The following is a 23,436-nucleotide window of genomic DNA, read 5'->3' on the forward strand; positions in this document are numbered from 1 at the left end:
CGATCTGTTTTCGGGATTGGGCGCCGAGTCTCTCGCGGCGTTGATGACCGCGAACAGCTTCCTCTCCGTCGTCCTGTCTCCGGCGGGCGAGGTCGTCGATGTCGCCTATGCCGATCCCGGCCTGAAGGCATGGGGCGTCGACGGCTGGATCGGGCGGAAGTGGAACACGACGGTCGCGGCCGACAGTCGCGCCAAGATCGACGCCCTCCTGGCCGAGGCGGAACGAGCCTCGCCGACGCGCGCGCGCCAGGTCAACCACCCCGGCGCCACGGGCGAGGATCTGCCGGTCAGCTACCACGTCCTTTCCCTCGATGGCGCGCGCTCGCGCATCGCCTTCGGCACCGATCTCCGGCCAATATCGGCGATGCAGCAGCGGCTGGTCTCGGCGCAGGTCGAGATGGAAAAGGACTATCGCAAGCTGCGCGATATCGAATCCCGCTACCGCATGCTCTTCAACTTTTCCGTCGAGCCTCTCCTCGTCGTCGATGGCCGGTCGCTGAAGATCCTCGAGGCCAACCAGGGGGCCGCCGAGCTTCTGGCCCGTCCGATCGACAAGCTGACGGGCCTGTCGGTGGGCGCCGTCTTCGCCCGCGACGACCAGTCCCTGGCGCTGGACGCGCTCCGCGCCGTGGAGACGCGGGCGCGTCCTGCCACCTTCGCGGCGCGTCCCCTAGGCTCCGAACAGCGCCTTTCCGTTCGCGCCACCCCCTTCCGCGAATTCGGGCGGACGAACCTTCTGCTTCGCCTGGCCGACGGGGCGGCGTCCGAGCCTTTTCCGGGGGCGGACAGCCACATGGCGGCGGCGGCGCAGAGCCTTCCCGACGGTGTCGTCGTCGTCAATGGCGAGGCGACGATCCTGGAAGCCAACCCGGCCTTTCTCGAGCTGATCAGGGTGATGGCGCTCGACCTCGTCGAGGACAGGCAACTCGACAATTGGCTCGGCGGCTCGGGCGTCGACGTGCAGGTGCTGATGGCCAATCTGCGCGAGCACGGCACGATGCGCCGCTTCTCCTCGGTCATCCGCGACGAGCTCGGCGGTCGCGGCACCGTCGAGATTTCGGCGGCGAAATTCTCCGGCCGCGGCGGGCCGCTGTTCGGCCTCGCCATCCGCGAGGTGCCGCTGGCCGAAGCCATGCAGGCCGGGCTCGCGGGCCAGGGCCCGAACGCGGCGGCGCAGCTGATCGAGCTCGTCGGTCGGGTGCCGCTGAAGAACCTCGTTCGCGACACCGCCGACATCATCGAAAAGCTCTGCATCGAGGCCGCGCTGCGGCTGACCGACAACAACCGCGCCTCCGCCGCCGACATGCTCGGCCTCAGTCGCCAGAGCCTGTACATGAAGCTGCGCCGCTATGGCATCGAGCAGGACGAGGCGTCCGAGTAAGGCTGCGTCGGCGTACATGTCAATTTAAATTGACACATTTTGGCGTCAACGTTAGGTTTTGGCATGACCGATCAGATCGTCCTCAGCCACCGTCCGCCGATGCCGAGCCTTTCGGCGGTGGTGGAACTGTTGAAGCCGATCACCTGGTTCGCGCCGATGTGGGCCTTCGGATGCGGCGTGGTTTCGTCGGGGGCATCCGTCGGCGATCGCTGGCCCTACGTCCTCGGCGGCATCCTTCTGGCCGGGCCGCTGGTCTGCGGCACCAGCCAGGCGGTGAACGACTGGTACGACCGCGACGTCGACGCGATCAACGAGCCCGGCCGCGTCATTCCCTCCGGCCGCATGCCGGGCCGTTGGGGGCTTGGGATCGCCATCGGCAACACGGCGCTTTCCCTTCTCGTCGCGCTGTGGCTCGGCCCGTGGGTCTTCGGCGCGGCGATCGTCGGGCTGGCGCTGGCCTGGGCCTACAGCGCGCCACCGCCGCGGCTGAAGCGCAGCGGCTGGTGGGGCCCGGGGGCAGTGGGCCTGTGCTACGAGGGCCTGCCCTGGTTCACCGCGGCGGCGGCGACCGTCGGCGGCTTTCCCGGCTGGCCCGTTGTCTGGCTGGCGCTGCTCTACAGCCTCGGCGCGCACGGCATCATGACGCTCAACGATTTCAAGGCGGTCGAGGGCGACCGGCAGATGGCCTCGCCAGCCTGCCGGTGCAGCTCGGAACCGATCGCGCCGCGCGCCTCGCCTGTCTGGTGATGGCGCTGCCGCAGGTGGCGGTGGTGGTGCTTCTCCTGGCCTGGGGATTTCCGCTGCATGCCAGCGTCGTCGTTCTTCTGCTCACCGGACAGACGGTCTGCATGCCGCGCCTCCTCAGCGATCCCCAGCGCTTTGCCGCCTGGTACAATGCGACGGGGACGACGCTCTACGTGCTCGGCATGCTGGCCAGCGCCTTTGCCGTCGCGGCCCTGGCGGGGGGCGCCGCGTGAACGCCGTTTGTCCGCCCCGGTCAGTCTCCGCCTCCTTTGCGGGACGCGGCGCGCCTGCCGTGTTTCCGCGGGCCGAGCCGTTTCAATCGGGCATCCCTCCGGGATGTCGCCGATGACGCGGCGGGATGACGACGAGACGGCGAGGGATGCCTACGATGTCGTCGTGGTCGGCGGCGGTCCGGCCGGCGCGACGGCGGCGCGCGAGATCGCTTTGGCCGGCCACTCGGTCCTGTTGCTCGACCGGGAGGGGCGGACGAAGCCCTGCGGCGGGGCGATCCCGACCCGGCTGATCGAGGATTTCGACATTCCCACCCATCTCCTGCGCGCCCGCATCGCCTCGGCCCGCATGGTCGCGCCCTCCGAGGCGAGCGTCGACATGGCGATCACCGGCGGCTTCGTCGGCATGGTCGATCGCGACAGCTTCGACCCCTTCCTGCGCGAGCGGGCGGCCGGGAGCGGTGCCGCGGTGGTCGCCGCGACCTTTCTCCAGGTCCGCCAGACCGAGCCCGGCAATCTCGCCGTCACGTTCCGGCGCAAGCAGCCTTCCGCCCGGGAGGAGACCGTTCACGCGCGCCTCGTGATCGGCGCCGACGGCGCCAATTCGCTGGTTCGTCGGCAGCTCTTCGGGCGGGAAAAACGGCCGCCCTTCGTCTTCGCCTATCACGAGATCGTCCGCTCGCCGCCGGCGACGGACTGCTCCGGCGTCGATCCGGCACGCTGCGACGTCTACTATCAGGGACGCATCTCGCCCGATTTCTACGGCTGGGTGTTTCCGCATGGCGAGACGACGAGCGTCGGGGTCGGCAGCGCGCTGAAGGGCTTCGATTTCCGTGAGGCGACGCGGCTGCTGCGCGAGGCGGCCGGGCTCGGAGCCGCCGAAACGCTGCGCGAGGAGGGGGCGGCGCTGCCGCTGAAGCCGCTGAAGCGCTGGGACAACGGCCGCGATGCCCTTCTCGTCGGCGATGCCGCCGGCGTCGTCGCGCCCTCCTCGGGGGAGGGCATCTACTACGCCATGCTGTGCGGGCAACTGGCGGCGGGCGCGGCGGCGGCGTTTCTGGCCAGCGGCGACGCCCGCGCGCTGACCGGGGTGCGGCGGCGCTTCATGCGGGCGCACGGGCGCATCTTCCTCGTTCTCGGCTTTCTGCAATCCTTCTGGTACCGCAGCGACCGGCGGCGCGAGCGTTTCGTCGCGCTCTGCGCCGACAGGGACATCCAGCGTCTCGTCTGGGACTCCTACCTGCACAAGCGGCTCGGCCGCGCCGATCCGATGGCCTATGTCAGGGTCTTCTTCAAGGATCTCGGCGACATGGCGCGGCTGGCCTGGCCCGGGCGCTGGCGATGGCGCTGATCGAGGGCCTGGTTCGCGACGGGACCGTGGCGCTTCTGGCGCTGGTGATCCTCGGCCTGGAGGGCCTCGCCATCCTCTTTGCGGCGAAGCGGCAGGCCCGTCTGCCGCTCCTGGCCAACGCCGCCTCGGGCGTGGCGCTGATCCTGGCTCTGCGGGCTGCGCTGCTCGGCCAGGCGCCGCACTGGATCGCGCTCTGGCTGGGGCTCGGCTTCGCCGCCCATCTCCTCGATGTGTTCGGCCGTTTGCGGCGCTGACCGCGGCGGCGAGAATTTTGGCGGCTACTGCGCCGCAAATTCCGGATCGAGCGTCTTCAGGATCGCATGCGCCGCCTCGATGCGGGCCGGGTTCGGCCAGAAGCGGTTGGCGAGGATTACGATTCCCGTGCCGCGCGCGGGCTGGAACAGCGCATAGGCGCCGAAACCGCCGGTCGAGCCGGTCTTGGACACGGTGCCGACTTCCGCGCCCGTCACCGGCGCATCGGGACGCTCGACGCGGTTGGGTTTGAGAACGAAGTCGGCGTCGGCGCCCTGGCGAAGATCGTCGAGCCGGGCCGGCGCGCCATAGAGCTCCCAGCCGAGGCCCTGGTGCATCGCGCCGACCTTGTAGACGCCGGCGCGCGCCTGGCGCAGGGCGGCCTGCATCGTGTCGTCGAGCCCCTTCGGGTCCATGGACGCCTCGACGAAGCGGAGGAAATCGCTCGCCGTGGTCTTCACGCCGTAGGCTTCCTCGTCGAAGAGGCCCGGATTGACGCGCACGGGCGCGTTGTCGCGGGTGTAACCCTGGGCATAGTCGCCCTTGCGATTCGCCGGGACGTCCAGAAACGTGTCGGCGAGACCCATCGGCTGCAGGATCTTTTCCGTCATCAGCGATGAAAAGGACGCGCCGGCGCTGGCGGCAGCCAAGTAGCCGGACAGCCCGATCGAGGCGTTGGAATAGAGGCGGCTCGCGCCGATCGCGTCGGTCGGGGAAAACTTCTTGAAATAGTTTTCGAAATTCGTCTCGTCGACGCCGTCCGGGAACTGCAAGGGCAGTCCGCCGGCGACATAGGTGTGGAGATCGAGGAGGGTCGCCCCACCGATCGGGCTTCCCGCCAGCGCCGGCATGAGCGTCTCGGCCTTGGCTGAGAGATCGACGGCGCCCTCCGCTTCGAGCCGCGCCAGAAGCGTGCCGGTGAACGGCTTCGACAAGGATCCGATCTCGAACAGGGTCTCGTCGTCCACCTTGGCGTCGGTCTGGCGGGAGGCGACGCCGTAGTGGAAGACCTGGCGCTTGCCCTGGTGGACAATCGCGACGGACATGCCGGGCACATCGTGTTCGGCCATCAGCGGCTCGATGACGGCATCCACGGTGGCGCGGGTCTCGTCCGCGATGGCGGGGGCACCCAGCAGGGTCGTCATGACGGCAAAAGCCAAGGTGCGCGGGATCGCCAGGTTCATTTTCGCCTCGGATGTTTCGGAGCAGGGCACCGGTCGGGCCGGCGCATGCGGGCTGCCTCTGTAGCGACCTGCCGAAGGCCGCGCAAGAAACCTAAGCTTGCCTGCGGGCTTGTTCAGCTCGCCAGAACGATGGCCGGCGCCCGCTGGACGAGGGCTATCGCGTCGCCGGGTTGGGCGGGACAGGCCGGGGGCGCATCGACATTGACCTGGAGGCCGCCCAGCATCACGCCGAGACTCAGGCGGGCGCCGCGAAATGAGCGCGTCGCCACCGTGCCGTGGAGCGGCCCCTCCGCCGCAACGGCGAGGCTTTCCGGCCGCAAAGCCAGAGTGAGGTGTCCGTGTCCCCCGGGGGTGATGGCGAGCCGTCCCGCGGCGGTATCGGCCATTTCGCCGTCCGCTCTGCCCGCCAGAATGGTCACGGGACCGAGGAAGCCGGCCACGAAGGCGTCGATCGGGCGATCATAGACGAGGGTCGGCGTGCCGGTCTGGCGTATCCGCCCGTCCTTCATCACGCTGATGCGGTCGCAGAAGGTCAGCGCTTCCTCGCGGTCGTGGGTGACCAGGAGGATCGACAGGCCGGTCGCCTTCAGAACGCCCCGAATTTCGTCTCGGGCCGTCTCGCGCAGCTCGGCGTCGAGATTGGAGAAGGGTTCGTCCAGCAGCACCAGACGGGGTGCGGCGGCAAAGGTCCGGGCGAGCGCGACGCGCTGCTGCTGCCCCCCGGACAGCTGGTCGGGAAAGCGCTGCTCCAGACCTTCGAGCTTCACCATGGCCAACAGGCTGGCAAGCCTTGCGGGGCGCTCGCTGCGCGGCGTCGCCTTCATGGCGAACTGCAGATTGCCGGCGACGGTCATGTGCGGGAACAGCGCATAGTCCTGGAAGACGATGCCGATCCCGCGACGCTCCGGCGCGATGCCGTCGATGCGCTCATCCGACAGTCGGATCTCGCCGGCATCGAGGTTCTCGAAGCCGGCGATCATCCGCAGCAGGGTCGACTTGCCGCAGCCGGAAGGGCCGATCAGCCCGTGGATCTCGCCGGCGGCGATGTCGAGCGAGACATCGTCGACGGCCAGGGTCCCGCCGAAGCGACGGCTGAGACGGCGGAGGGACAGGATGGGCGTCATGCGGGTCTCAACTTCGCGGGGCGCCTTCGTAGCGCAGGATCAGCCCGACGACGAGGCCGGAAAACAGGATGGTCAGTGCGGCATAGGGCGCGGCGTCGTACAGCGCGCCTTCGCTGGTGCGCGAGAAGATGCTCATCGCCATCGTCCGCGTGCCGATCGGCGACAGCAGCAGCGTCAATGGCAGCTCCTTGGCCGCGGCCATAAAGACCAACACGCCCCCGGCGACGAGGCTGCGCGCGACGAGCGGCAGGGTGATAAAGGCGAAGGCGGCGGCGCTGCTGCGGCCGAGCGCGCGTGCGGCCTCCTCCGTCCGGGGGCCGATCTGCACGAGCCGGCTCCTGATCGGCCCGAGCGCCACCGCCGCCAGGTGAACGGCCAGTGCGGCCACCAGCAGGGGCAGGCTCTGGTAGAGGCCGGGCAAGGCGGCGAGCGACAGGAAGGCCACCGACAGCGCGAAAGGCAGAGGCGGCATGGCGTAGCCGAACCAGGTCAGGCGCTCGACGGCGAAGGAGGTTCTCCCGGGATGGCGGAGGTGAAACAGGGCCACCGGCAAAGCGATGGCGACCGCGACGAGCGCCACCGGTCCGGCTATCGCCAGCGTCTGCCAGGCGGCCGAGGGTATCGCCGCCCAGTCGATCTCGGTCGGGGCGCGCGTCAGCCAGAACAGGATCACCAGCGCCGGCACGCCGAGCGAGGCTAAGGCCACCGCGGCGACGAAGAGCACCGCCAGCGGCTTCCACCGGCCCAGCTTCATCGGCGCCAGAAGGCGACGGGCGCCTTGGCCGCTGCGCACGACGCGCGTGCCGCGGGAAAGCCGCGTCTCCACGAGCAGAATGGCGCCGGCGATGCCGATGAGCATCAGCGACAGCCAGGCGGCGTAGTGCACCTCGAAGGCATTGGCATACTGGCTGTAGATCGCCGCGGAGAAGACCTCGAAGCGCATCAGCGCGATCGCGCCGAAATCGCCGATGGTGTAGAGCGCGATGATCAGCCAGCCGGACAGGAGGGCCGGTTTCAGGTGCGGCAGCGTGACCCGCCAGAACACCGCCAGCGGCGCGCGGCCGAGCGAGCGGGCACTCTCGACCAATGCCGGGTCCATGCCGACGAGGGCCGACCGCAGCGTCAGGAACAGATAGGGAAAGGTGTAGAGGCCGAGCGCCAGCGTCGCGCCGAACAGGCCTTCAGGTCGCGGCAGCCTGAGGCCGAAGAACACCGACAGAGGCCCGTAATAGCCGGACAGGCCGATCAGTGCATAGGCCATGACATAGCCCGGGATCGCCAGCGGCAGCACTGCCAAGAGGGTGAGAAGCCTGGAGAAGCCGAGGTCCGAGCGCACGACGATCAGCGCCAGCGGCAGCGCGATCAGCGTCGTCAGCGCCAGGACGCAGCCGACGAGCGAGAGCGTGTTGCCGAGATAGACGAGCGTCTTCGGCCTGAGCACCAGGGCCGCGAGCTCGCCGGGGTCGACGCCGCCGGCCCGGATGACGAGATACAGCAGCGGCAACAGCATTGCGCTCCCGGCGAGGACCGCCGGGAGCGCAAGCAGAAGAGGCGCCCTGCGGGCGTCGTAGGCCATGCGGACGGCTTAGATCAGGCCGAGTTCAGTCAGCATCTTCTTGGTGCCGTCGGTATCGGCCAGCGCCTCGATCTCGACCTTCGGGGCGAAGGCGGCGGGATCGGCGACGGCGCCGAGCGTGTCATTGGGGATCACGCCGCCGGTCACCGGATATTCGCCGATGCTGGCCGAAAAATACTGCTGCGCGGCTGGCGACAGCAGGAAGCCGATGAGCTTGTGCGCGGCCTCCTGGTTGTCCGAGGCGGCGGGGACGCCGGCGCCCGAGGTGAACATCAGATTGCCGATGTCGCCCTTCTCGAAGAAGGTCTGGGCGACCGGAAACTTGGCGTCGCGCAGCTTGAAACGGGTCAGATAATAGTTGTTGACCAGCGCCACGTCGACTTCGCCGTCGGCGATCGCCTGCAACTGGTCGGTGTTGTTCTTGTAGGTCTTGGCCTCGTTGGCGACGAGTCCTTCGACGAACTGCTTGGCCTTCTCCTCGCCATCGACGACACGCACCGCCGTCAGGAAGGCCTGGAACGAGGCGTTGCCCGGGGCGAAGCCGACCTTGCCCTTCCACTCCGGCGCGGTCAGGTCGTAGACGCTCTTCGGGAACTCGGCCTCTGTCACCCGCTCGACCGAGTAGACCATGGTGCGCGCGCGGCCCGAGGTGCCGATCCACTTGTCGCTTTCCGGCTTGAAGCCGGGGAGCACGTTGGCGGAGAGTTCGGAGGGCAGCGGCGCGAAGATGGCTTCGTTGGAAACCAGCGAGGCGGCATCCTGCGCCAGGAACAGATCGGCCGGTGACTTGTCGCCCTCCTCGCGCAGCAAGGCCGACAATTCGGCCGTGCTGCCGTAGCGCGCATTCACCTTGATGCCGGTCTGCTCCTCGAACAGCTTGAACATCGGTGCCGTGAAGCTTTCGCCGCGGCCGGAATAGACGGTGATTTCGGCGGCCGAAGCGGCGAACGGCATCAAACTCGTGGCGGCGATCGCCATGGCGGCGAGGAGCAGCTTCATCTTCCGGGTCTCCCTACGACGGACATTGACAATTCTCCGTCTACGAAAAGTCTACCCGATCAGTCAACAAATATGCCGTGCCTCTGCATGTGTATCCATAAACTTATTGTGTATTGAAAGCCGCGACGTTCTTTGCCGCGCAAACGATATCAAGATTTCTGCTGTGCAAGTTTAGACTGTTTCTAGATTTAGTTCTATATCATTGATCTCGTGCGATTTTTGTATTTCTCCTGGGGCGCCGGCATGGCGGCCCTCGTGCGCCCTCTCGATGCCGCAGACGCGGCCGTCCTGCGAAAGCCGGGCCCGTATTATCGAGCCCGTCGTTCGGGGGAGCTTGCCCAGCGCACGGTTGTTTCCCATGCCATCCGCCGGGGTTTCAGCCGGCCTTGCGGCTGTCGCCGAGGAGATCGGCAAATCGGTCGCGCAAAAGATTCTTCTGCACCTTGCCCATGGTGTTGCGCGGCAGCTCGTCGACGAAGACGATGCGTTTGGGCTGCTTGAAGCGGGCGAGGCGGTCTCCGAGAGCCGTGATGATCTCGGCTTCGCTGGTCTCGCCGCTCGTCACCACCACGCCGACGACGCCCTCGCCGAAGTCCGCATGCGGCACGCCGATGACGGCGCTCTCGGCGACGCCCGGCAGCTCGTCGATCGCCAGTTCGATTTCCTTCGGGTAGATGTTGAAGCCGCCGGAAATGATCAGGTCCTTGCCGCGGCCGACGATGGCGACATAGCCGTCCGCGTCGATCTGCCCGAGATCGCCTGTGATGAACCAGCCGTCGCGAAATTCCGACGCGGTCTTTTCCGGCATCTGCCAATAGCCGGCGAAGACGTTCGGCCCCTTTACCTCGATCACCCCGATCTCGCCCTGCGGCAGCGGCGCGCCGGTCTCGGGATCGGCGATCTGCAGGTCGACGCCCGGCAGCGGCATGCCGACCGTTCCGGGCCGGCGCTCGCCGTCATAGGGATTCGAGGTGTTCATGTTGGTCTCGGTCATGCCGTAGCGCTCGAGGATGCGCTGGCCCGTGCGCGCCTCGAAGGCGCGGTGGGTTTCGGCCAACAGCGGCGCCGAGCCCGAGGTGAACAGGCGGATGTGCCCGGTCGTCTCGGGCGTCAGCCGGGGATCGGCGAGAAGGCGGGTGTAGAAGGTCGGCACGCCCATCATCGTGGTGGCCTCGGGCAGATGCGCGAACACGACCTCCGGATCGAATTTCGGCAGGAAGATCATCGCGCCGCCCGCGATGGTCACGGTGTTGGAAGCGACGAAGAGGCCATGGGTGTGGAAGATTGGCAAAGCGTGCAGCAGCACGTCGTCCGCCGTGAAGCGCCAGGTGTCGCGCAGCACCTCGGCATTGGAAAGAAGATTGGCGTGGGTCAGCATGGCGCCCTTCGAGCGCCCAGTCGTGCCCGAGGTGTAGAGGATGGAGGCGAGATCGCCCGGCGCGCGGGCGACATTGGTGAAGCGCGCAGGCTGGGTTTCGGCCGCGCTGGCGAGGGAGCCGGATCCGTCGGCCGCCAGCGTCTCGATCCTGGCGCCGACCTTTTCCGCCACGGGGGTGAGTTCAGAGACCTTGCGGGGATCGCAGACGAAGATCCGTGGCGTGGCGTCGGACAGGAAGTAGTCGATCTCGGTGGCGGTATAGGCGGTGTTGAGCGGCAGGAAGACGCCGCCGGCCCGGACGGTGGCGAGATACAGCATCAGCGCCTCGAGACTCTTCTCGGCCTGCACCGCGACCCGGTCGCCCGGCTGGAGGCCGGCGGCGAGAAGCGCATGGGCGAGGCGCGCCGAGACGGTGCCGACTTCGCCATAGGTGAAGTGCCGCCCCCCCGGCAGGAGCGCGAAGGTCTTGTCGGGGGTCGTCGCGCCGACGGCGAGGAGGCCGTCGTAGAGATGGTTGGTCATGCCGGTTCCCTGTTGGGATTGTCGTTGAAGCGACTGGACAGAAGCGCGGTGACGGCGCGGCTCGCGGCCACCTGCCGCTCCGCCGCATAGGCCTCGTGATGCTGCTCCAGTCTGGGAAGGTCGTAGAGGTAGTTCACCATCAGCCCCGCCGACTGCGCCAGGCCCCGCGCAGATGGGTCGGCCAGATGCATGATGCGGTTCAACAGGGCGCCGTTGCCGAGATGGAACCGCGCCACGGGATCGCGCGGCTGGCCGTCGGGGCGCTTAGCCTTGAGGAGATAACGCGCCCCCAGCGCCAGCAGGCCAGGCCGTGCCGCCTCGACCCTGGCCGGGTCCGCCGCCCAGCCGGTTTCCGCGACGATCGCCAGCGCCTTGGCTTCCGCCGCGTCGAGCGCCGGGACGGGCTTGGCGCCGAGGCTCTGCAGCCAGGACTGGAAGCCGGGAACCGGCGACAGGGTGACGAAGGTCTTCAGGCCCGGCAGGTCCGCCTTCAGGTCCTCGGCCACCTGCTTGATCAGGAACGAGCCGAAGGAAATGCCGGCTAGACCGCGGTGGCAGTTGGAGATGGAATAGAACACCGCCGTCGTCATGCCCGCCGCCGGGCGGACCAGGCGGTCGGCGTCGAGCACTTCGGTGATCGACGCGGGCGTTTCGCCGGTCAGCGCGACCTCGACGAAGATCAGGGGATCGTCGGGAATCGAGGGGTGGAAGAAGGCGAAGCAGCGCCGGTCGCCGGGCGCCAGGCGCTGTCGCAACTCGTCCCAGTTGCCGATGGTGTGCACCGCTTCGTAGCGGATGATCTTCTCCAAGACGCTCGCCGGTGTATCCCAGTCGATGCGCTTCAGGACGAGAAAGCCGCGGTTGAACCAGGACTGGAAGAGGTGGCGGAGGTCCTCGTCCACGGCCTCCAGGCGGGCCGGGTCCCGTTTCAGGCGCGGCAGCAGGCGCTCGCGCAGGCGCACCAGTTCCGCCGTCCCGCCGGCCGCCAGATTGAGGCGGCGGAAGAGTTCCTGCCGCGGCGGCTCGGCGGCGTGCTGCAAGGCCGACAGCGTCTCCGCCGTCGGCGTCGCGGCATAGGCCTCGGCCGCCTTGCGCAGGCGCCCGGCCGGCGGGCCGAACTCGTCCGCCAGGAGGGCGAAGAAGCCATCGGCCTCGTCCTCGTCCATCTGCCGGAAGCTCACAAGGATCTGCGTGGCGATCCGAACGCCCGACGGCTCGCCCCTTGCCGAGACGAGGTCGTGGCAGAGTTTCGCCGTCTCGGCGAGCGTCAGGCGCCTGCTGCGCGGATCGGACAAAAAGCCGGTGCGCGAAGCGATCGACGACAACAGGTCCTGAAGCAAGGAGGTCCGGCTCATGTCGACGGGCCCATGACGAGATCGGGGAGGAACAGGGCGATCTGCGGGAAGAGGCACAGGAGCACGATTCCGAGCACCATGCACAGCACATAGGGCAGGGAGCCCCTGAGGATCTGGGCGAGCGAGATGTCCGGGGCGATGCCGTTGATGACGTAGAGGTTGAGGCCGACCGGCGGCGTGATCAGCCCGATCTCCATGTTGATCGTCAGGATCACCGCGAACCAGTAGGGATCGAAGCCGGCGCCGATGATGATCGGCAGCAGGATGGGCGCGGTCATCAGGATGACGCCGACCGGCGGCAGGAAGAAGCCGGCAAACAGCAGGAAGAGGTTGATGACGCCCATCAGCGCCCAGCGGTTGATGTCGAGATCGCCGATATACTGGGCGATCGACTGGGTGATGTAGAGCGAAGACAGCGCGAAGGCGAAGAGCTCCGAGGCGCCGATGATCAGCATGATCATCACGCTTTCCTTCAGCGTGTCGCGGAAGATCGTCCGCATCTGCCGGAACTTCCAGGTCTTGGAGAAGATGCCGTAGATGACCGCGACGAGGATGAGGCAGAACAGCGCGCCGACGCCTGCCGCCTCCGAAGGCGTCGCGACACCGCCATAGAGGACGAAGAGCACGGCGACGATGATGGCGAGGAAGGGCAGCACCCGCGGCAGGGCCTCGAACCGCTCCTTCATGGAAAAGCGCTGGCTGAGTTCCGACAGGCCGAGGCCCCGCCGTTTGCAGGCGATGATCGTCCAGCCCATGAACAGAATGGTCAGCATCAGGCCCGGCAGCACGCCGGCGAGGAACAGCCGGCCGATCGAGGTCTCCGTCGCGATGCCGTAGACGATCATCGTCACCGAGGGCGGGATCAGGATGCCGAGCGTGCCGCCGGCGGCGATCGAGCCCGCGGCGATCTCGGCGGGGTAGCCGCGCTGGCGCATCTCGGGAATGCCCATCTTGCCGATCGCCGCGCAGGTGGCGGGCGAGGAGCCCGACAGGGCGGCGAAGATCGAACAGGCGCCGAGATTGGAGAGGACGAGGCCGCCGGGAATCCGGTTCAGCCAGCGGTCGAGCGCCTCGTAGAGGTCCTTACCCGCCGGAGAGGAGGCCACGGCCGCGCCCATCAGGATGAACATCGGCACCGAGACGAGGCTGAAGGAGGAGAGGGCGCTGAAGAACTGTTCGCCCAGAGTCTCGAGGAAGAAGGCGCCATAGACCGAGAACAGCGCCCCCATGGCGACGAGGCCGAGCGAGAAGGCGATCGGCGTGCCGATGGCCAGGAGGCCGAGAAGGGCCGCCAGCATGGAAAGACCGCTGAACAGGGGGCTCATGGCCGGGCCGCCTTCGTGGTGTCGGCAAAGGGCGCCTGGCGCGTCGCTCGTTCGCTCGGCGTCTCGCTGAACAGACGCATCAGTTCGGCGATGTATTGCAGAGCGAGGACGCCGGTGCCGACGGGCATCGGCAGAAGCGGGATCCACAGGGGCGTCGCCGTCACCGTGTCGCTCGTCCAGCCGTTCGACAGCGCCTCGTGGAAATGCAGCCAGCCGGCATAGGCGAGGAGCGCCACGAACAGAAGCGAGGCCAGCCCCGCGGAGGCCTCCAGCACGACGCGAAGACGTGGCCGCACCGAGATCTGCAGCAGGTCGACATTGACGTGGCCGCGCTCGATCAGCACCCAGGGGGCGCCGAGAAAGGTCGCGGCGACGATGGCATAGGTGGTGAATTCGGTCTGCCAGGCGGTCGAGCGTCCGAGCGCATAGCGCTCGAACACCATGTCACTGACCACCAGGACCGCGGCCAGCAGCGCGAACATGGCGATCACGGCGAGGATGCGGGAAAGGGCCGATACGATGGCGATATAGAGCCGCATGCGCGTCCCCTGCTGAGGCACGGTCCCGCGGCGCCGCGAAGGCGGGCGAAGAGGATCATGCAAAACGAATGGCCCGAAGAGCCGTTCGCGCGTCGGAACAACGCGCTGCGGCGATCGAAGAGGGCGGCGGCGGTGCGCCGCCGCCCGGGCGCGGCTACTCGACCGCGAGCGCCTCGTCGATCAGCTTCTGGCCGTTCGGCACCTTGGCGGCGAACTCCTTGTAGGAGGTCTCCTTGGCGATGGTCAGCCAGGCGTCGTAGTCGGCCTTCGACATCTCGGCGACTTCCACGCCGCTCTTCTTGAAGACTTCGATCATCTCGTCGTCGAGCTTCTTGGCTTCGGTGGCGAAATAGGTCTCGGCCTTCTCGCCGGCGGCGATGAGAGCGTCCTGCTGTTCCTTGGAAAGGCGGTCGAAGGAGCGCTTGGACATCAGGATCGGCTCGTACATAAACCAGAGCGCGTTCTCGCCGGGCGCGGTAAGGCACTTCGAGACTTCGAACACCCGGTAGGAGACGAGCGAACCGGACGAGGTGTTGGCGCCGTCCAGGACGTTCTGCTGCATGCCGGTGTAGATTTCCGAGGACGGCATGGACGAGATCGAGGCGCCGGCGCCGACCAGCATCTGCTCGAAGGCCGGCCCCGCCGCGCGCAGCGTCTGGCCCTTGGCGCTTTCCGGCGAGGTGATGCAGCCCTTGGACGAGACGAAGCCGCCGGCGAGCCATGCGTCCGAGAGGACGATCGCGCCGGCCTTGTCGATCGAGGCCTTGATGTCGTCCATGAAGGGCGAGTCGTTCAGCCGCGCGGCGCGCTCGTGATTGCCGACGAGACCCGGCATCAGCGTGGCGGAGAACTCGGGGTGGCGGCCGGAGGCGTAGTCCAGCGGAAAGGCGGTGATGTCCACCTGCCCCTTGGTGACGGCGCCCCACTGGTCCTTCGCCTTGAACAGCGACTCGCCGGGGAAGACCTGCATCGACAGCCCGACATTGGCTGCCGCGACGTCCTTGCCGATCATCTGCACCATCTCGTCGCGCACGTCGCCCTTGCCGCCCGGCCACTGATGCGAGGCGCGCAGCACCACGTCGGCAGCAAGCGACGAGGTCGTCAGGGTCAGCCCACAGGCCAGCGCGGTCAAAATCGTCTTCATGGTTCCCTCCCAGGATTGGCGCTCGTTGGCGCATTGCCGTCAGGGAACAGTCCATTGCATGCATTGTCAATGATGTTGTATACGATTTGCCATGACAGAAAGCACAACCCTCGATCCGGAACAGTCCGGGACTTCTGTCGCCGCAAGGCGTCCCGGCACGGCTGCGCAGGCGAAAGCGGCGGACGTTCGCGACCATCTCGAGCAGGAGATCGCCATGGGGCAGCGGGCCGCCGGCGAGCGGCTCGACGAGAGCGAGATCGCTAGCCGTTTCGGCGTGTCCCGGACGCCCGTCCGCGAGGCGATCAACCAGCTCGCCTCTATCGGCATGGTCGAGCAGATCCGCCACCGCGGCGCCTTCGTCCGCCGGGTCGGCATCGGCGAGCTGGTCGAGATGTTCGAGGTGATGGCGGAGCTCGAAGGGCTGGCCGGACGGCTGGCGGCCCGGCGCATCGGCGCCGCGGCGCTCGCGACGCTGCAGCTGCGGCTTGAGGACTGTCGGCAGGCGGCGGCACGCAACGATCCGGACGGCTACTATTACGAGAACGAGCGCTTCCACGCGGCCATCTATGCCGCCAGCGGCAACAGTTTCCTGCAAGGCGAGGCGGCTCGCCTGCATCAGAGGCTGAAACCCTTCCGCCGGCTACAGCTGCGCGTCGCCCACCGCATGCGGCAGTCGCTGCGGGAACACGAGGCGATCGTCGCCGCCATCGCCGCCGGCGACGGCGCCGCGGCGGAGGACGCCCTTCGCGCGCATATCGTCGTGCAGGGGGAGCGGTTCGGCGACCTCAATGCCCAGCTCGGGATTCGCTGAGCGCGTCTCCACGCCAGCGGTGCGGGCAACGACGGCGTGATCGACATCGAGCGTCATCCGGCGCCGGCAGCTGGATCGTTTGCCGATCCGAGGGGTCGCCGGTCCTTTGATCCTCGGTTTATCGCCCGGCGCCGATCCCCCACATCCGACCGGAAATCTCGACCGTCGATCGCGCCGGCGGCTACGGCACCTCCGTCGCGACCACCGCGAGGCAGTCGCCTGACTTGACGAGGCCCGGGAAATGCCGGGCGGCGAGGATGCCGTCGAGCTTGGCGCGAAATTCCGTCGGCGCGGTCCCGGTGCGCTCGACCGAATGGATCCGCGCCAGGACGTCGCCCTGCCGCACGCGGTCGCCGAGGTCGACCAGCGGCTCGATCAGCCCGTCATGCTGCGAGAAGGTGAAGCAGTCGCTGGAGGGCATGTCGAGCCAGCGCGTCTCCTGCACGTCTACCGCGCCCGCCAGGATGCCGGCATGGCGCAGCAGGTTCGCGACGCCGCGCTTGGCGATGCCGGCGGTCCTGGCCGTCGCTGTGCCGCCGCCCCCGAGCTCGGTGGTGACGAAGGTCTTGCCCATTTCCTCAGCCGCCGAGTCGAACATACCGACGGAATCGATCTCCAGCATCTTCATCGACCAGGGCGCGCCGAAGGCCGAGACGGCGGCAAAGCAGGCCGCCTCCTGACGCTTGTCCGGCAGGATGTGGGCGGCCGCAAACGGCAGGAAATCGAGCGTGCGACCGCCGGAGTGATAGTCGAGTACGATGTCGGCGAGCGGCAGCAGCGTGCGCTGAAAATAGTCGGCGATCTTTTCCGTCGGCTGACCGTAGGGCCGGCCGGGAAAGGAGCGGTTGAGGTTGCCCTTGTCGATCGGCGAGGTGCGGGTGCCCGCGCGAAAGGCCGGATAGTTCATCGCCGGGACGATGATCACCCGGCCGCTGACCTCCTCGGCGATCAACCGCCGCGCCAGGTCGAACAGCGCGATCGGCCCCTCATATTCGTCGCCGTGATTGCCGCCGGTGAGGAGGGCCGTCGGGCCCTCGCCATTCTTCACCACGGTCAGCGGGATCATCACCGAGCCCCAAGCGGAATCGTCGCGGCTGTAGGGCAGCCTGAGGAATCCGTGCTGGACGCCGTCGGCCTCGAAATCGACCGTCGGCTCGACGGGCGAGGGCGTCCCTTGTGTCAGGTCGAGCACGGCTCAGCCCTTCACGACGAGCTGGCGCGGCACGTCCGCGAGGAGCTCGACGCCGGTCTCGGTAATCAGGATGGATTCGGTGATCTCCAGGCCCATGTCCTCGAGCCAGAGGCCGGTCATGAAGTGGAAGGTCATGCCGGGCTTCAATTCGGTCTTGTCGCCGGGACGCAGGCTCATGGTGCGCTCGCCCCAATCCGGCGGATACGAAATGCCGATGGGGTAGCCGGTGCGGTTGTCCTTGGTGATGCCGTACTTTTTCAGGACCGCGAAGAAGGCGTTGGCGATGTCTTCGCAGGCATTGCCCGGCTTGGCGGCGGCGAGCCCGGCCTCCATGCCTTCCAGCGTCGCCTTCTCGGCGTCGAGAAAGGCCTGTGTCGGCTTTCCCAGGAAGACGGTGCGTGACAGCGGGCAGTGGTAGCGCTTGTAGCAGCCGGCGATCTCGAAGAACGTGCCTTCCCCGAGCTTCATGGGCTTGTCGTCCCAGGTGAGATGCGGCGCCGAGGCGTCGGCGCCCGACGGCAGCAGCGGCACGATCGCTGGATAGTCGCCGCCGAAGTGGCCGTCCGGGCCGGAAACGCCACGCGTTCCGGCATCGTAGATCTCGGCGACGAGGTCGTTCTTGCGCATGCCCGGCTCGATCTTGTCGACGATGCGCTGGTGCATGGCGCCGACGATGCGGCCGGCGATGCGCATGTAGTCGAGCTCGCGCGGGCTCTTCACCGCCCGCTGCCAGTTGACGAGCGCCGTGGCGTCGACGAAGCGGGCATTCGGCAAATGGCGCTGCAGCGAGCCGAAGGCGGCGGCCGAGAACCAGTAATTGTCCATCTCGACGCCGATGGTGAGTTTTTCCCAGCCGCGGTCGGCGATGACGCCGGACAGGAAGTCCATCGGGTGCCGCTCGGTCGACTGCACGTAATGGTCGGGATAGCCGACGATGTTGCCGTGACCGAGGTAGCTGGTGCGCTTGGCGCCGTTGCCGTCCTGGCCGCGGCCGTACCAGACCGGCTCTCCCTCCGGCGGCACGATTACGCCCTGGTGGACGTAGAAGGACCAGCCGTCATAGCCGGTCAGCCAGGCCATGTTGGACGGGTCGGAGACGTAGAGAAGGTCGATCCCCTTCGCCGCCATCGCCGTCCGCGTCTTGGCGAGCCGCTCGGCATATTCGTCGCGGGAAAAATTCAGGCTGGGTTCTGTCATGTCGGGCACCTGTTGGCGGGATCGGTTTGGGGATCAGCTGTGGAAGACGGTTCCGGCGCCCGCGGCGACGGCGCGGGCGAAGGCGAGGGTGGCGATCGCCGTGTCCTGGACGCCCGTGCCGGTGAGATCGGCGATTGTCAGCGCCTCGGGCGAGGGCCGTCCCGGCGCCCGGCCGGCGATGATGGCGCCGAGCTCGGGGAAATCGGCGTCCGCCGCCACGAGGCCGGCGGCGATGGCGTGGTGCAGTTCGCCGAGCAGGCGCGTCTGGGCGAGCCGGTCGGCGACGTAGAGGGTTGCGCGGCCGAGGACGGCGGGGTCGAGCTCGTTCTTGTGCTCGGCATCCGATCCCATGGCGGTGACGTGCTGGCCGGGCCGCAGCCAGTCCGCCATGAGGATCGGCACCTCCGACGGCGTCGTCGTCACCACGATGTCGGCGTCGCGAACGGCCTGTTCCGGGTCGGCCACGGCGGCGACGGAAATGCTGAGTTCGGCCGAGAGGTCGGCGGCGGCGGCCGACGCCTTGGTCGCATCGCGCGCCCAGATCCGCGCCTCGGTGATCGGCCGCACCAGCGTCAGCGCCTTCAGCTGCAGCCGCGCCTGCACGCCGGCGCCGAAGATGGCGGCGACCGAGGCGTCCTCCCGCGACAGGTGCTTTGCGGCGACGGCACCGGCGGCCGCGGTGCGCACGTCGGTGAGGTAACCGTTGTCGAGGAGCAGGGCCTCGACGAGGCCCGTCGTCGCCGACAGGAGCACCATCATGCCGTTGACGCTGGGCAGGCCGAGTTTCGGATTGTCGAAGAAGCCGGGGCTGATCTTGATGGCGAAGTTGGCGAGGCCCGGCACGTAGGCCGTCTTCACGTCGACCTCGCCGCGGTGCTCGGAAATGTCGAGACGGAGGATCGGCGGCATGGCCACCGGCTTCGTCGCCAGCGCCGCGAAGGCGTCCTCGACGGCGGCGATGGCGTCGCGGTCGAGCGGCACGAGGGTGCGCAACTCGCGCTCGGTCAAAATCTTCATCTCGGGCATCAGGTGGCCTCCAGCCCGTCGGCGCCGCTGATGATGCGGCGGTGCAGGTCCATGGCGATGTTGCGGCCGGAGAGGAGGGCGACCGTCGGCCCCGAGGGCCGGACCTTGCCGGCGAGAAGCGCGGCGATGCCGACGGCGCCGCCGCCCTCGACGATCTCGCGCTCCTCGGCATAGGCGTGGCGGATGCCGGCGGCGATCTCGGCCTCGCTGAGGAGCACGACCTCGTCGACGAAGGCGCGCACCATGTCGAAGGTCCAGCGATTGGAAAGGCCGATGCCGCCGCCGAGCGAATCGGCGAGGGTCGGCAGTTCCTCGACCGCCACCGGCCGGCCGGCGGCCAGGCTCGCCTGCATCGCGGCGCCGCGCGCCATCGAGACACCGACGACGCGCACCGACGGGTTCTTCGCCTTGATCGCCGCGGCGATGCCGGCGATCAGGCCGCCGCCGGAGAGCGGGATGAGGACGCATTGGCTGTCCGGCACGTCGGCGAGGATCTCCAGTCCGAGCGTGCCCTGGCCGGCGATGACGGCGGGATGGTCGAAGGGCGGAATGCCGGCCAGACCCTCATCGGCGACGAGCCGGTCGACCTCGACCTGCGCGTCGTCCTGCGAGCGGCCGACAATGCGCGTCTCGGCGCCGAGCGCGCGGATGGCGGCGAGCTTGTTCTCCGGCACGAGCGCCGACATGCAGACGACGCAGCGGATGCCGGCGGCCGCGGCGGCATAAGCGAGGGCGCGGCCGTGATTGCCGGTCGAGGCGGCGACGACGCCGCGCGCCTTCTCCGCCGCCGAGAGGGACAGGATGGCATTGGTGGCGCCGCGCAGCTTGAAGGCGCCGGTGATCTGCTGGTGTTCGAGCTTCAGGTGGATGGGCACGCCGGCCAGCGCCGAGAGGCTCGCCGAGCGTTCGACAGGCGTCCGGCGGACGGCGCCGGCGATGCGTGCCCCGGCGGCCTCGATGGCATGGATCTCGACCCTCGCCACGGTCAGGCTCCGCCGGTCAGGAGCGAGGGGGCCGGCATCGGCAGCGCCATCAGCCGGCCGGTGCCGGCAAGGCTCGGCGCGATGCCGCAATGATGCAGGCAGGCCCAGGCGCTCGACTGATTGCTGGTCACCACCGGGCGGCCGATGCGCGCCTCGAGCTCCGCGGCGACGCTCGCCGAGCGCAGCGCGGTGCAGGAGATGAACAGCGCCTCGGAACCCTCATGCATCGCGGCGACGGCGGCCTCGATCAGCGCGGCGCGGGAAATCCGCGCCATCTCGCGGTCGTCGTCGAGGCCGAGGCAGATGAAGCGGTCGATCTGAAAACCCGCGGCCTCGAAATAGCCCGCCATCGGCGCGCTGGTCTCAGGCGTGTACGGCGTCAGCACGCTGATGCACCGCGCGCCGAAGGCCTTCAGGCCGAGGACGCCGGCGGCGGCCGGGGTCACCACGGGGACGCCCGGCTTGGCCGCCTGGATCGCCGCGGCGACGGCCGCGTCGCCGATCACCACCGAGGCCGAGGTGCAGCCGAAGCAGACGACGTCGAGATCCTCGCCCGGCAGGATCAGCGCCGCGGCTTCCGTCAGCCGCGGCTGCATTGCGCGCAAGTTTTCCGGGGTCGTCGGATTGGCGTATTCGACCCGCGTCGCGAAGGTGCCGACGCGGTCCGAGACGACGAGCCGATGGAAATCCGACTCCGTCGTGTGGTCGGTCGCCAGCAGGATCAGGCCGACGCGCTTTTCGATGGCGCGGGCGTCGAACCCGATCGGCGCCGTCGCCTGTTCGATCCGGACGGTCATGCCGCGCGCCTGCCGTTGATGGCGCCGAACTGGCGCTGCAGCAGGCGGATGATCACCACCGCGACGAGGCTGATGACGAGGAAGAAGGCGCCGACGAGGGTGATCGGCTCGATGTAGCGGTAGTTGTAGTTGGCGATCGAGCGGGCCTGGTTCATCAGTTCGAGCACGGTGATGGCCGAGAGCAGCGGCGTCTCCTTGAACATGGCGATCAGATAGTTGGCGAGCGCCGGCACCATCGGCGCGATCGCCTGCGGCAGGATGATGTGCCGCCAGGTCTGGCCGCTGGAGAGGTTGCAGGCCTTGGCCGCCTCCCACTGGCCGCGCGCGACGTTCTCGATGCCCGCGCGGTACACCTCGGCCGTGTAGGTGCCGTAGTGGATGCCGAGGCCGATGACACCGGCCGTCAGTGGCGACAGTGTGAGACCCAGATCGGGCAGGATGTAGAAGAGGAAATAGAGCTGCACGAGCAGCGGCGTGCCGCGGATGAACTCGGCGAAGGACGCCGTGGTCCAGGAGATCGCCTTGCTCGGCGATCGGCGCAGCAGCGCGAGCCCCAGGCCGAAGACGGCGGCGAAGGCGAAGCCCAGAAGCGTCGCCAGGATGGTGATCTTGGCGCCTTCCGCCAGCGTCGGCAGGATCTCGACGACGAAATTCCAGTCCCATTCCATCGGCTCAGCTCCTCACGCCGTCGAGCCCGTGGGCGAGGCGCTTTTCGAGACGGCGGACGCCAAAGGAGATGACCGAGGCGATGGCGAAGTAGAGGACGAGGATGGTGAGGAAGGGGAAGGCGGTGCTGCCGGTCTGCGAGCGCACGACCTGGGCCTGGAAGGTCATGTCGGAGAGCGAGATCAGCGAGACGATGGCGGTCGCCTTCAAGAGCTCGATCGCGTTGTTGCCGAAGGTCGGCAGCATCACCACCACCGCCTGCGGCAGGATGACGTGGCGCAGCGCCTGCATCTTCGAGAGATTGAGCGCGATGCAGGCCTCGCGCTGCTCGCGGCCGATGGCCATCACGGCGCCGCGCACCACTTCCGCGCCGTAGGCGCCGACATTGAGCCCCAGCGCCAGCACGCCCGCCTGCATCGGCGTCATCGTCAGGCCGAAGAGCGGCAGCACGTAATAGGCCCAGAACAGCTGGACGAAGATCGAGGTGCCGCGGAAGAATTCGATGAAGGCGACCGAAAACCAGCGGACTGGCCCAATCGAGGAGATCCGCCCGAGGCCGGCGAGGAAGGCGACCACCAGCGCGAAGGCACAGCCGTAGATCGTCAGCTGCACGGTGATGACCGCGCCCTGCAGGATCAGGTTGAGGTAGCCGAGCCACATGTCCATCGGGGTCAGGGTTCTCGCCGGATTGGTCGGAAGGGAAGGGGCCGGCTGGCCGCCGCATTCAGCGACGGCCAGGCGGTCCTCGGTGTCTCGACCTGCCTGCGATCGGTCCGAGCGGAGCGCAGGCAGGCCGGCATCATTTCGCTGCGACGGCGCAGAGCTTTTCGCGCGAAGTGGAGATCGCCGCCTTGGCCGAGAAGCCGTAGGGCTCGATGATCTTGGCGAACTCGCCCGATTCCTTCAGCTTGGCGAGCTCGACGTCGAAGGCGTCGCGGAGCGCCGTCTGGTCCTTGCGGAAGGCGGCGCCGTCGCAATAGACCGGTGCGCCCTCGACCGGGGCGACGACCTCGATGGTCGGGTCCGCGGCCTTGGAGACCAGCGCGTTGATCGACAGGACCGGCAGCGAGTAGACGTCGATGCGGCCCTGCTGCAGCATGGTCAGGCCGCTCTGAGCGTCCGGCACGACGATGACGCGCTCGCGCGGTACGCCGGCCTCCAGCGCCAGGCGCTCCTCGGTGCCGCCGCCGGGCGCGCCGATCTTGGCGTCCTTGTTGTCGGCGATGTCCTTGTAGCTCTTGAGGCCGAGCGGATTGCCGGCTTTCAGCGCAAAAGCCTCTGCGTCGCAGAGGACCGGCTCGGAATAGGCGACGGCATTGCAGCGCTCGGGCTTCATGAACAGGCCCGCGGTGACGGCATCGAAGCGCTTGGCCTGCAGGCCGGGGATCATCGCGCCATATTCGGAGATCGAGGCCACGACGTCGTCGACGCCGAGGTTCTTGAACACCGCCCGGGCGACGTCTGGCGCGGCGCCGGAGACGCTGCCATCGGCATTGACCGCGGTGAAGGGCGGCTCGTTGGCGATGGCGATGCGGGCAAAGCCCTGTTCCTTCAGCGCGTCCAGTGCCTCGTCGGCGGTCGCGGCATTGATGCCGGCCAGCGCCGTGGCGGTGAACAGGGCGCCGAGGGCGGCGCGGCGAAGCAGGTTGCGGTTCATCAT

The 23,436-nt window shown here is 68.2% G+C and carries 21 protein-coding genes and 1 pseudogene; 5 read left to right on the forward strand and 17 right to left on the reverse strand.

Annotated features, from left to right (window positions below; translation table 11 throughout):
* The first annotated feature begins 43 nt into the window (after nt 1-43).
* From ppsR to IEX88_RS10130, 4 genes and pseudogenes are all read left to right on the forward strand, one after another.
* Nucleotides 44-1,381, forward strand: coding sequence for a transcriptional regulator PpsR (ppsR, locus tag IEX88_RS10115; protein ID WP_188850488.1), 1,338 nt, complete (start codon nt 44-46; stop codon nt 1,379-1,381).
* Between the two features lie 63 nt (nt 1,382-1,444).
* A pseudogene (gene chlG / locus IEX88_RS10120) lies at nt 1,445-2,358 on the forward strand (chlorophyll synthase ChlG).
* Nucleotides 2,359-2,470: 112 nt separating this feature from the next.
* Nucleotides 2,471-3,706, forward strand: coding sequence for a geranylgeranyl diphosphate reductase (locus IEX88_RS10125; RefSeq protein ID WP_188850489.1), 1,236 nt, complete (start codon nt 2,471-2,473; stop codon nt 3,704-3,706).
* Nucleotides 3,697-3,960 (forward strand): hypothetical protein, encoded by a 264-nt coding sequence (locus IEX88_RS10130; protein ID WP_188850490.1) that lies wholly within the window; start codon nt 3,697-3,699, stop codon nt 3,958-3,960. The genes IEX88_RS10125 and IEX88_RS10130 overlap by 10 nt, the downstream gene beginning before the upstream one ends.
* Nucleotides 3,961-3,984: 24 nt before the next feature.
* Here IEX88_RS10130 and ampC read toward each other — a convergent pair whose 3' ends face one another.
* From ampC to dctP, 9 genes are all read right to left on the reverse strand, one after another.
* A complete protein-coding gene (gene ampC, locus IEX88_RS10135; RefSeq protein WP_188850491.1) occupies nt 3,985-5,142 on the reverse strand; it encodes a class C beta-lactamase in 1,158 nt (385 codons plus the stop codon).
* 113 nt (nt 5,143-5,255) lie between these two features.
* Nucleotides 5,256-6,266: an ABC transporter ATP-binding protein gene (locus IEX88_RS10140; protein ID WP_188850492.1), complete on the reverse strand. Its 1,011-nt coding sequence runs from the start codon at nt 6,264-6,266 to the stop codon at nt 5,256-5,258.
* A 7-nt stretch (nt 6,267-6,273) separates the two neighbouring features.
* Nucleotides 6,274-7,776: an ABC transporter permease gene (locus IEX88_RS10145; protein ID WP_244640025.1), complete on the reverse strand. Its 1,503-nt coding sequence runs from the start codon at nt 7,774-7,776 to the stop codon at nt 6,274-6,276.
* Between the two features lie 75 nt (nt 7,777-7,851).
* On the reverse strand, nt 7,852-8,841 hold the full coding sequence (locus IEX88_RS10150; protein ID WP_188850494.1) for an iron ABC transporter substrate-binding protein: 990 nt from the start codon (nt 8,839-8,841) through the stop codon (nt 7,852-7,854).
* Between the two features lie 376 nt (nt 8,842-9,217).
* A complete protein-coding gene (locus IEX88_RS10155) occupies nt 9,218-10,741 on the reverse strand; it encodes a malonate--CoA ligase (protein ID WP_188850495.1) in 1,524 nt (507 codons plus the stop codon).
* Nucleotides 10,738-12,096, reverse strand: coding sequence for a malonyl-CoA decarboxylase domain-containing protein (locus IEX88_RS10160; protein WP_188850496.1), 1,359 nt, complete (start codon nt 12,094-12,096; stop codon nt 10,738-10,740). The genes IEX88_RS10155 and IEX88_RS10160 overlap by 4 nt, the downstream gene beginning before the upstream one ends.
* Nucleotides 12,093-13,421: a TRAP transporter large permease gene (locus tag IEX88_RS10165; RefSeq protein WP_188850497.1), complete on the reverse strand. Its 1,329-nt coding sequence runs from the start codon at nt 13,419-13,421 to the stop codon at nt 12,093-12,095. Before IEX88_RS10165 ends, IEX88_RS10160 begins: the two co-directional genes overlap by 4 nt.
* Nucleotides 13,418-13,960: a TRAP transporter small permease subunit gene (locus IEX88_RS10170; protein WP_188850498.1), complete on the reverse strand. Its 543-nt coding sequence runs from the start codon at nt 13,958-13,960 to the stop codon at nt 13,418-13,420. Before IEX88_RS10170 ends, IEX88_RS10165 begins: the two co-directional genes overlap by 4 nt.
* Before the next feature lie 154 nt (nt 13,961-14,114).
* Nucleotides 14,115-15,104, reverse strand: a complete 990-nt coding sequence (dctP, locus tag IEX88_RS10175; protein ID WP_188850499.1) for a TRAP transporter substrate-binding protein DctP — start codon at nt 15,102-15,104, stop codon at nt 14,115-14,117.
* Between the two features lie 214 nt (nt 15,105-15,318).
* On the opposite strand from dctP, the gene IEX88_RS10180 reads away from it, so the two are divergent.
* Nucleotides 15,319-15,915 carry a GntR family transcriptional regulator gene (locus tag IEX88_RS10180; RefSeq protein WP_244640072.1) on the forward strand — a complete coding sequence of 199 codons (597 nt, stop codon included), beginning with the start codon at nt 15,319-15,321 and terminating at the stop codon, nt 15,913-15,915.
* 181 nt (nt 15,916-16,096) lie between these two features.
* Here the strand turns inward: IEX88_RS10180 and doeB are convergent, their stop codons facing one another.
* From doeB to ehuB, 8 genes are all read right to left on the reverse strand, one after another.
* Nucleotides 16,097-17,098, reverse strand: a complete 1,002-nt coding sequence (gene doeB, locus IEX88_RS10185) for a N(2)-acetyl-L-2,4-diaminobutanoate deacetylase DoeB (RefSeq protein ID WP_188850773.1) — start codon at nt 17,096-17,098, stop codon at nt 16,097-16,099.
* Between the two features lie 12 nt (nt 17,099-17,110).
* Nucleotides 17,111-18,304 carry an ectoine hydrolase DoeA gene (doeA, locus tag IEX88_RS10190; RefSeq protein WP_188850501.1) on the reverse strand — a complete coding sequence of 398 codons (1,194 nt, stop codon included), beginning with the start codon at nt 18,302-18,304 and terminating at the stop codon, nt 17,111-17,113.
* A gap of 33 nt (nt 18,305-18,337) precedes the next feature.
* A complete protein-coding gene (eutC, locus tag IEX88_RS10195; protein WP_188850502.1) occupies nt 18,338-19,330 on the reverse strand; it encodes an ectoine utilization protein EutC in 993 nt (330 codons plus the stop codon).
* Nucleotides 19,330-20,313 (reverse strand): hydroxyectoine utilization dehydratase EutB, encoded by a 984-nt coding sequence (eutB, locus tag IEX88_RS10200; protein WP_188850503.1) that lies wholly within the window; start codon nt 20,311-20,313, stop codon nt 19,330-19,332. Before eutB ends, eutC begins: the two co-directional genes overlap by 1 nt.
* A 2-nt stretch (nt 20,314-20,315) precedes the next feature.
* Nucleotides 20,316-21,110 carry an ectoine utilization protein EutA gene (gene eutA / locus IEX88_RS10205; protein ID WP_188850504.1) on the reverse strand — a complete coding sequence of 265 codons (795 nt, stop codon included), beginning with the start codon at nt 21,108-21,110 and terminating at the stop codon, nt 20,316-20,318.
* The gene (gene ehuD, locus IEX88_RS10210; protein WP_188850505.1) at nt 21,107-21,778 is read right to left on the reverse strand and encodes an ectoine/hydroxyectoine ABC transporter permease subunit EhuD; all 672 of its coding nucleotides are present in this window, start codon (nt 21,776-21,778) and stop codon (nt 21,107-21,109) included. The genes eutA and ehuD overlap by 4 nt, the downstream gene beginning before the upstream one ends.
* 4 nt (nt 21,779-21,782) lie before the next feature.
* Nucleotides 21,783-22,442, reverse strand: coding sequence for an ectoine/hydroxyectoine ABC transporter permease subunit EhuC (ehuC, locus tag IEX88_RS10215; protein WP_188850506.1), 660 nt, complete (start codon nt 22,440-22,442; stop codon nt 21,783-21,785).
* 133 nt (nt 22,443-22,575) lie between these two features.
* The gene (gene ehuB / locus IEX88_RS10220) at nt 22,576-23,436 is read right to left on the reverse strand and encodes an ectoine/hydroxyectoine ABC transporter substrate-binding protein EhuB (RefSeq protein ID WP_244640027.1); all 861 of its coding nucleotides are present in this window, start codon (nt 23,434-23,436) and stop codon (nt 22,576-22,578) included.

The organism is Aureimonas glaciei, from assembly GCF_014643375.1.
Classification (GTDB): domain Bacteria; phylum Pseudomonadota; class Alphaproteobacteria; order Rhizobiales; family Rhizobiaceae; genus Plantimonas; species Plantimonas glaciei.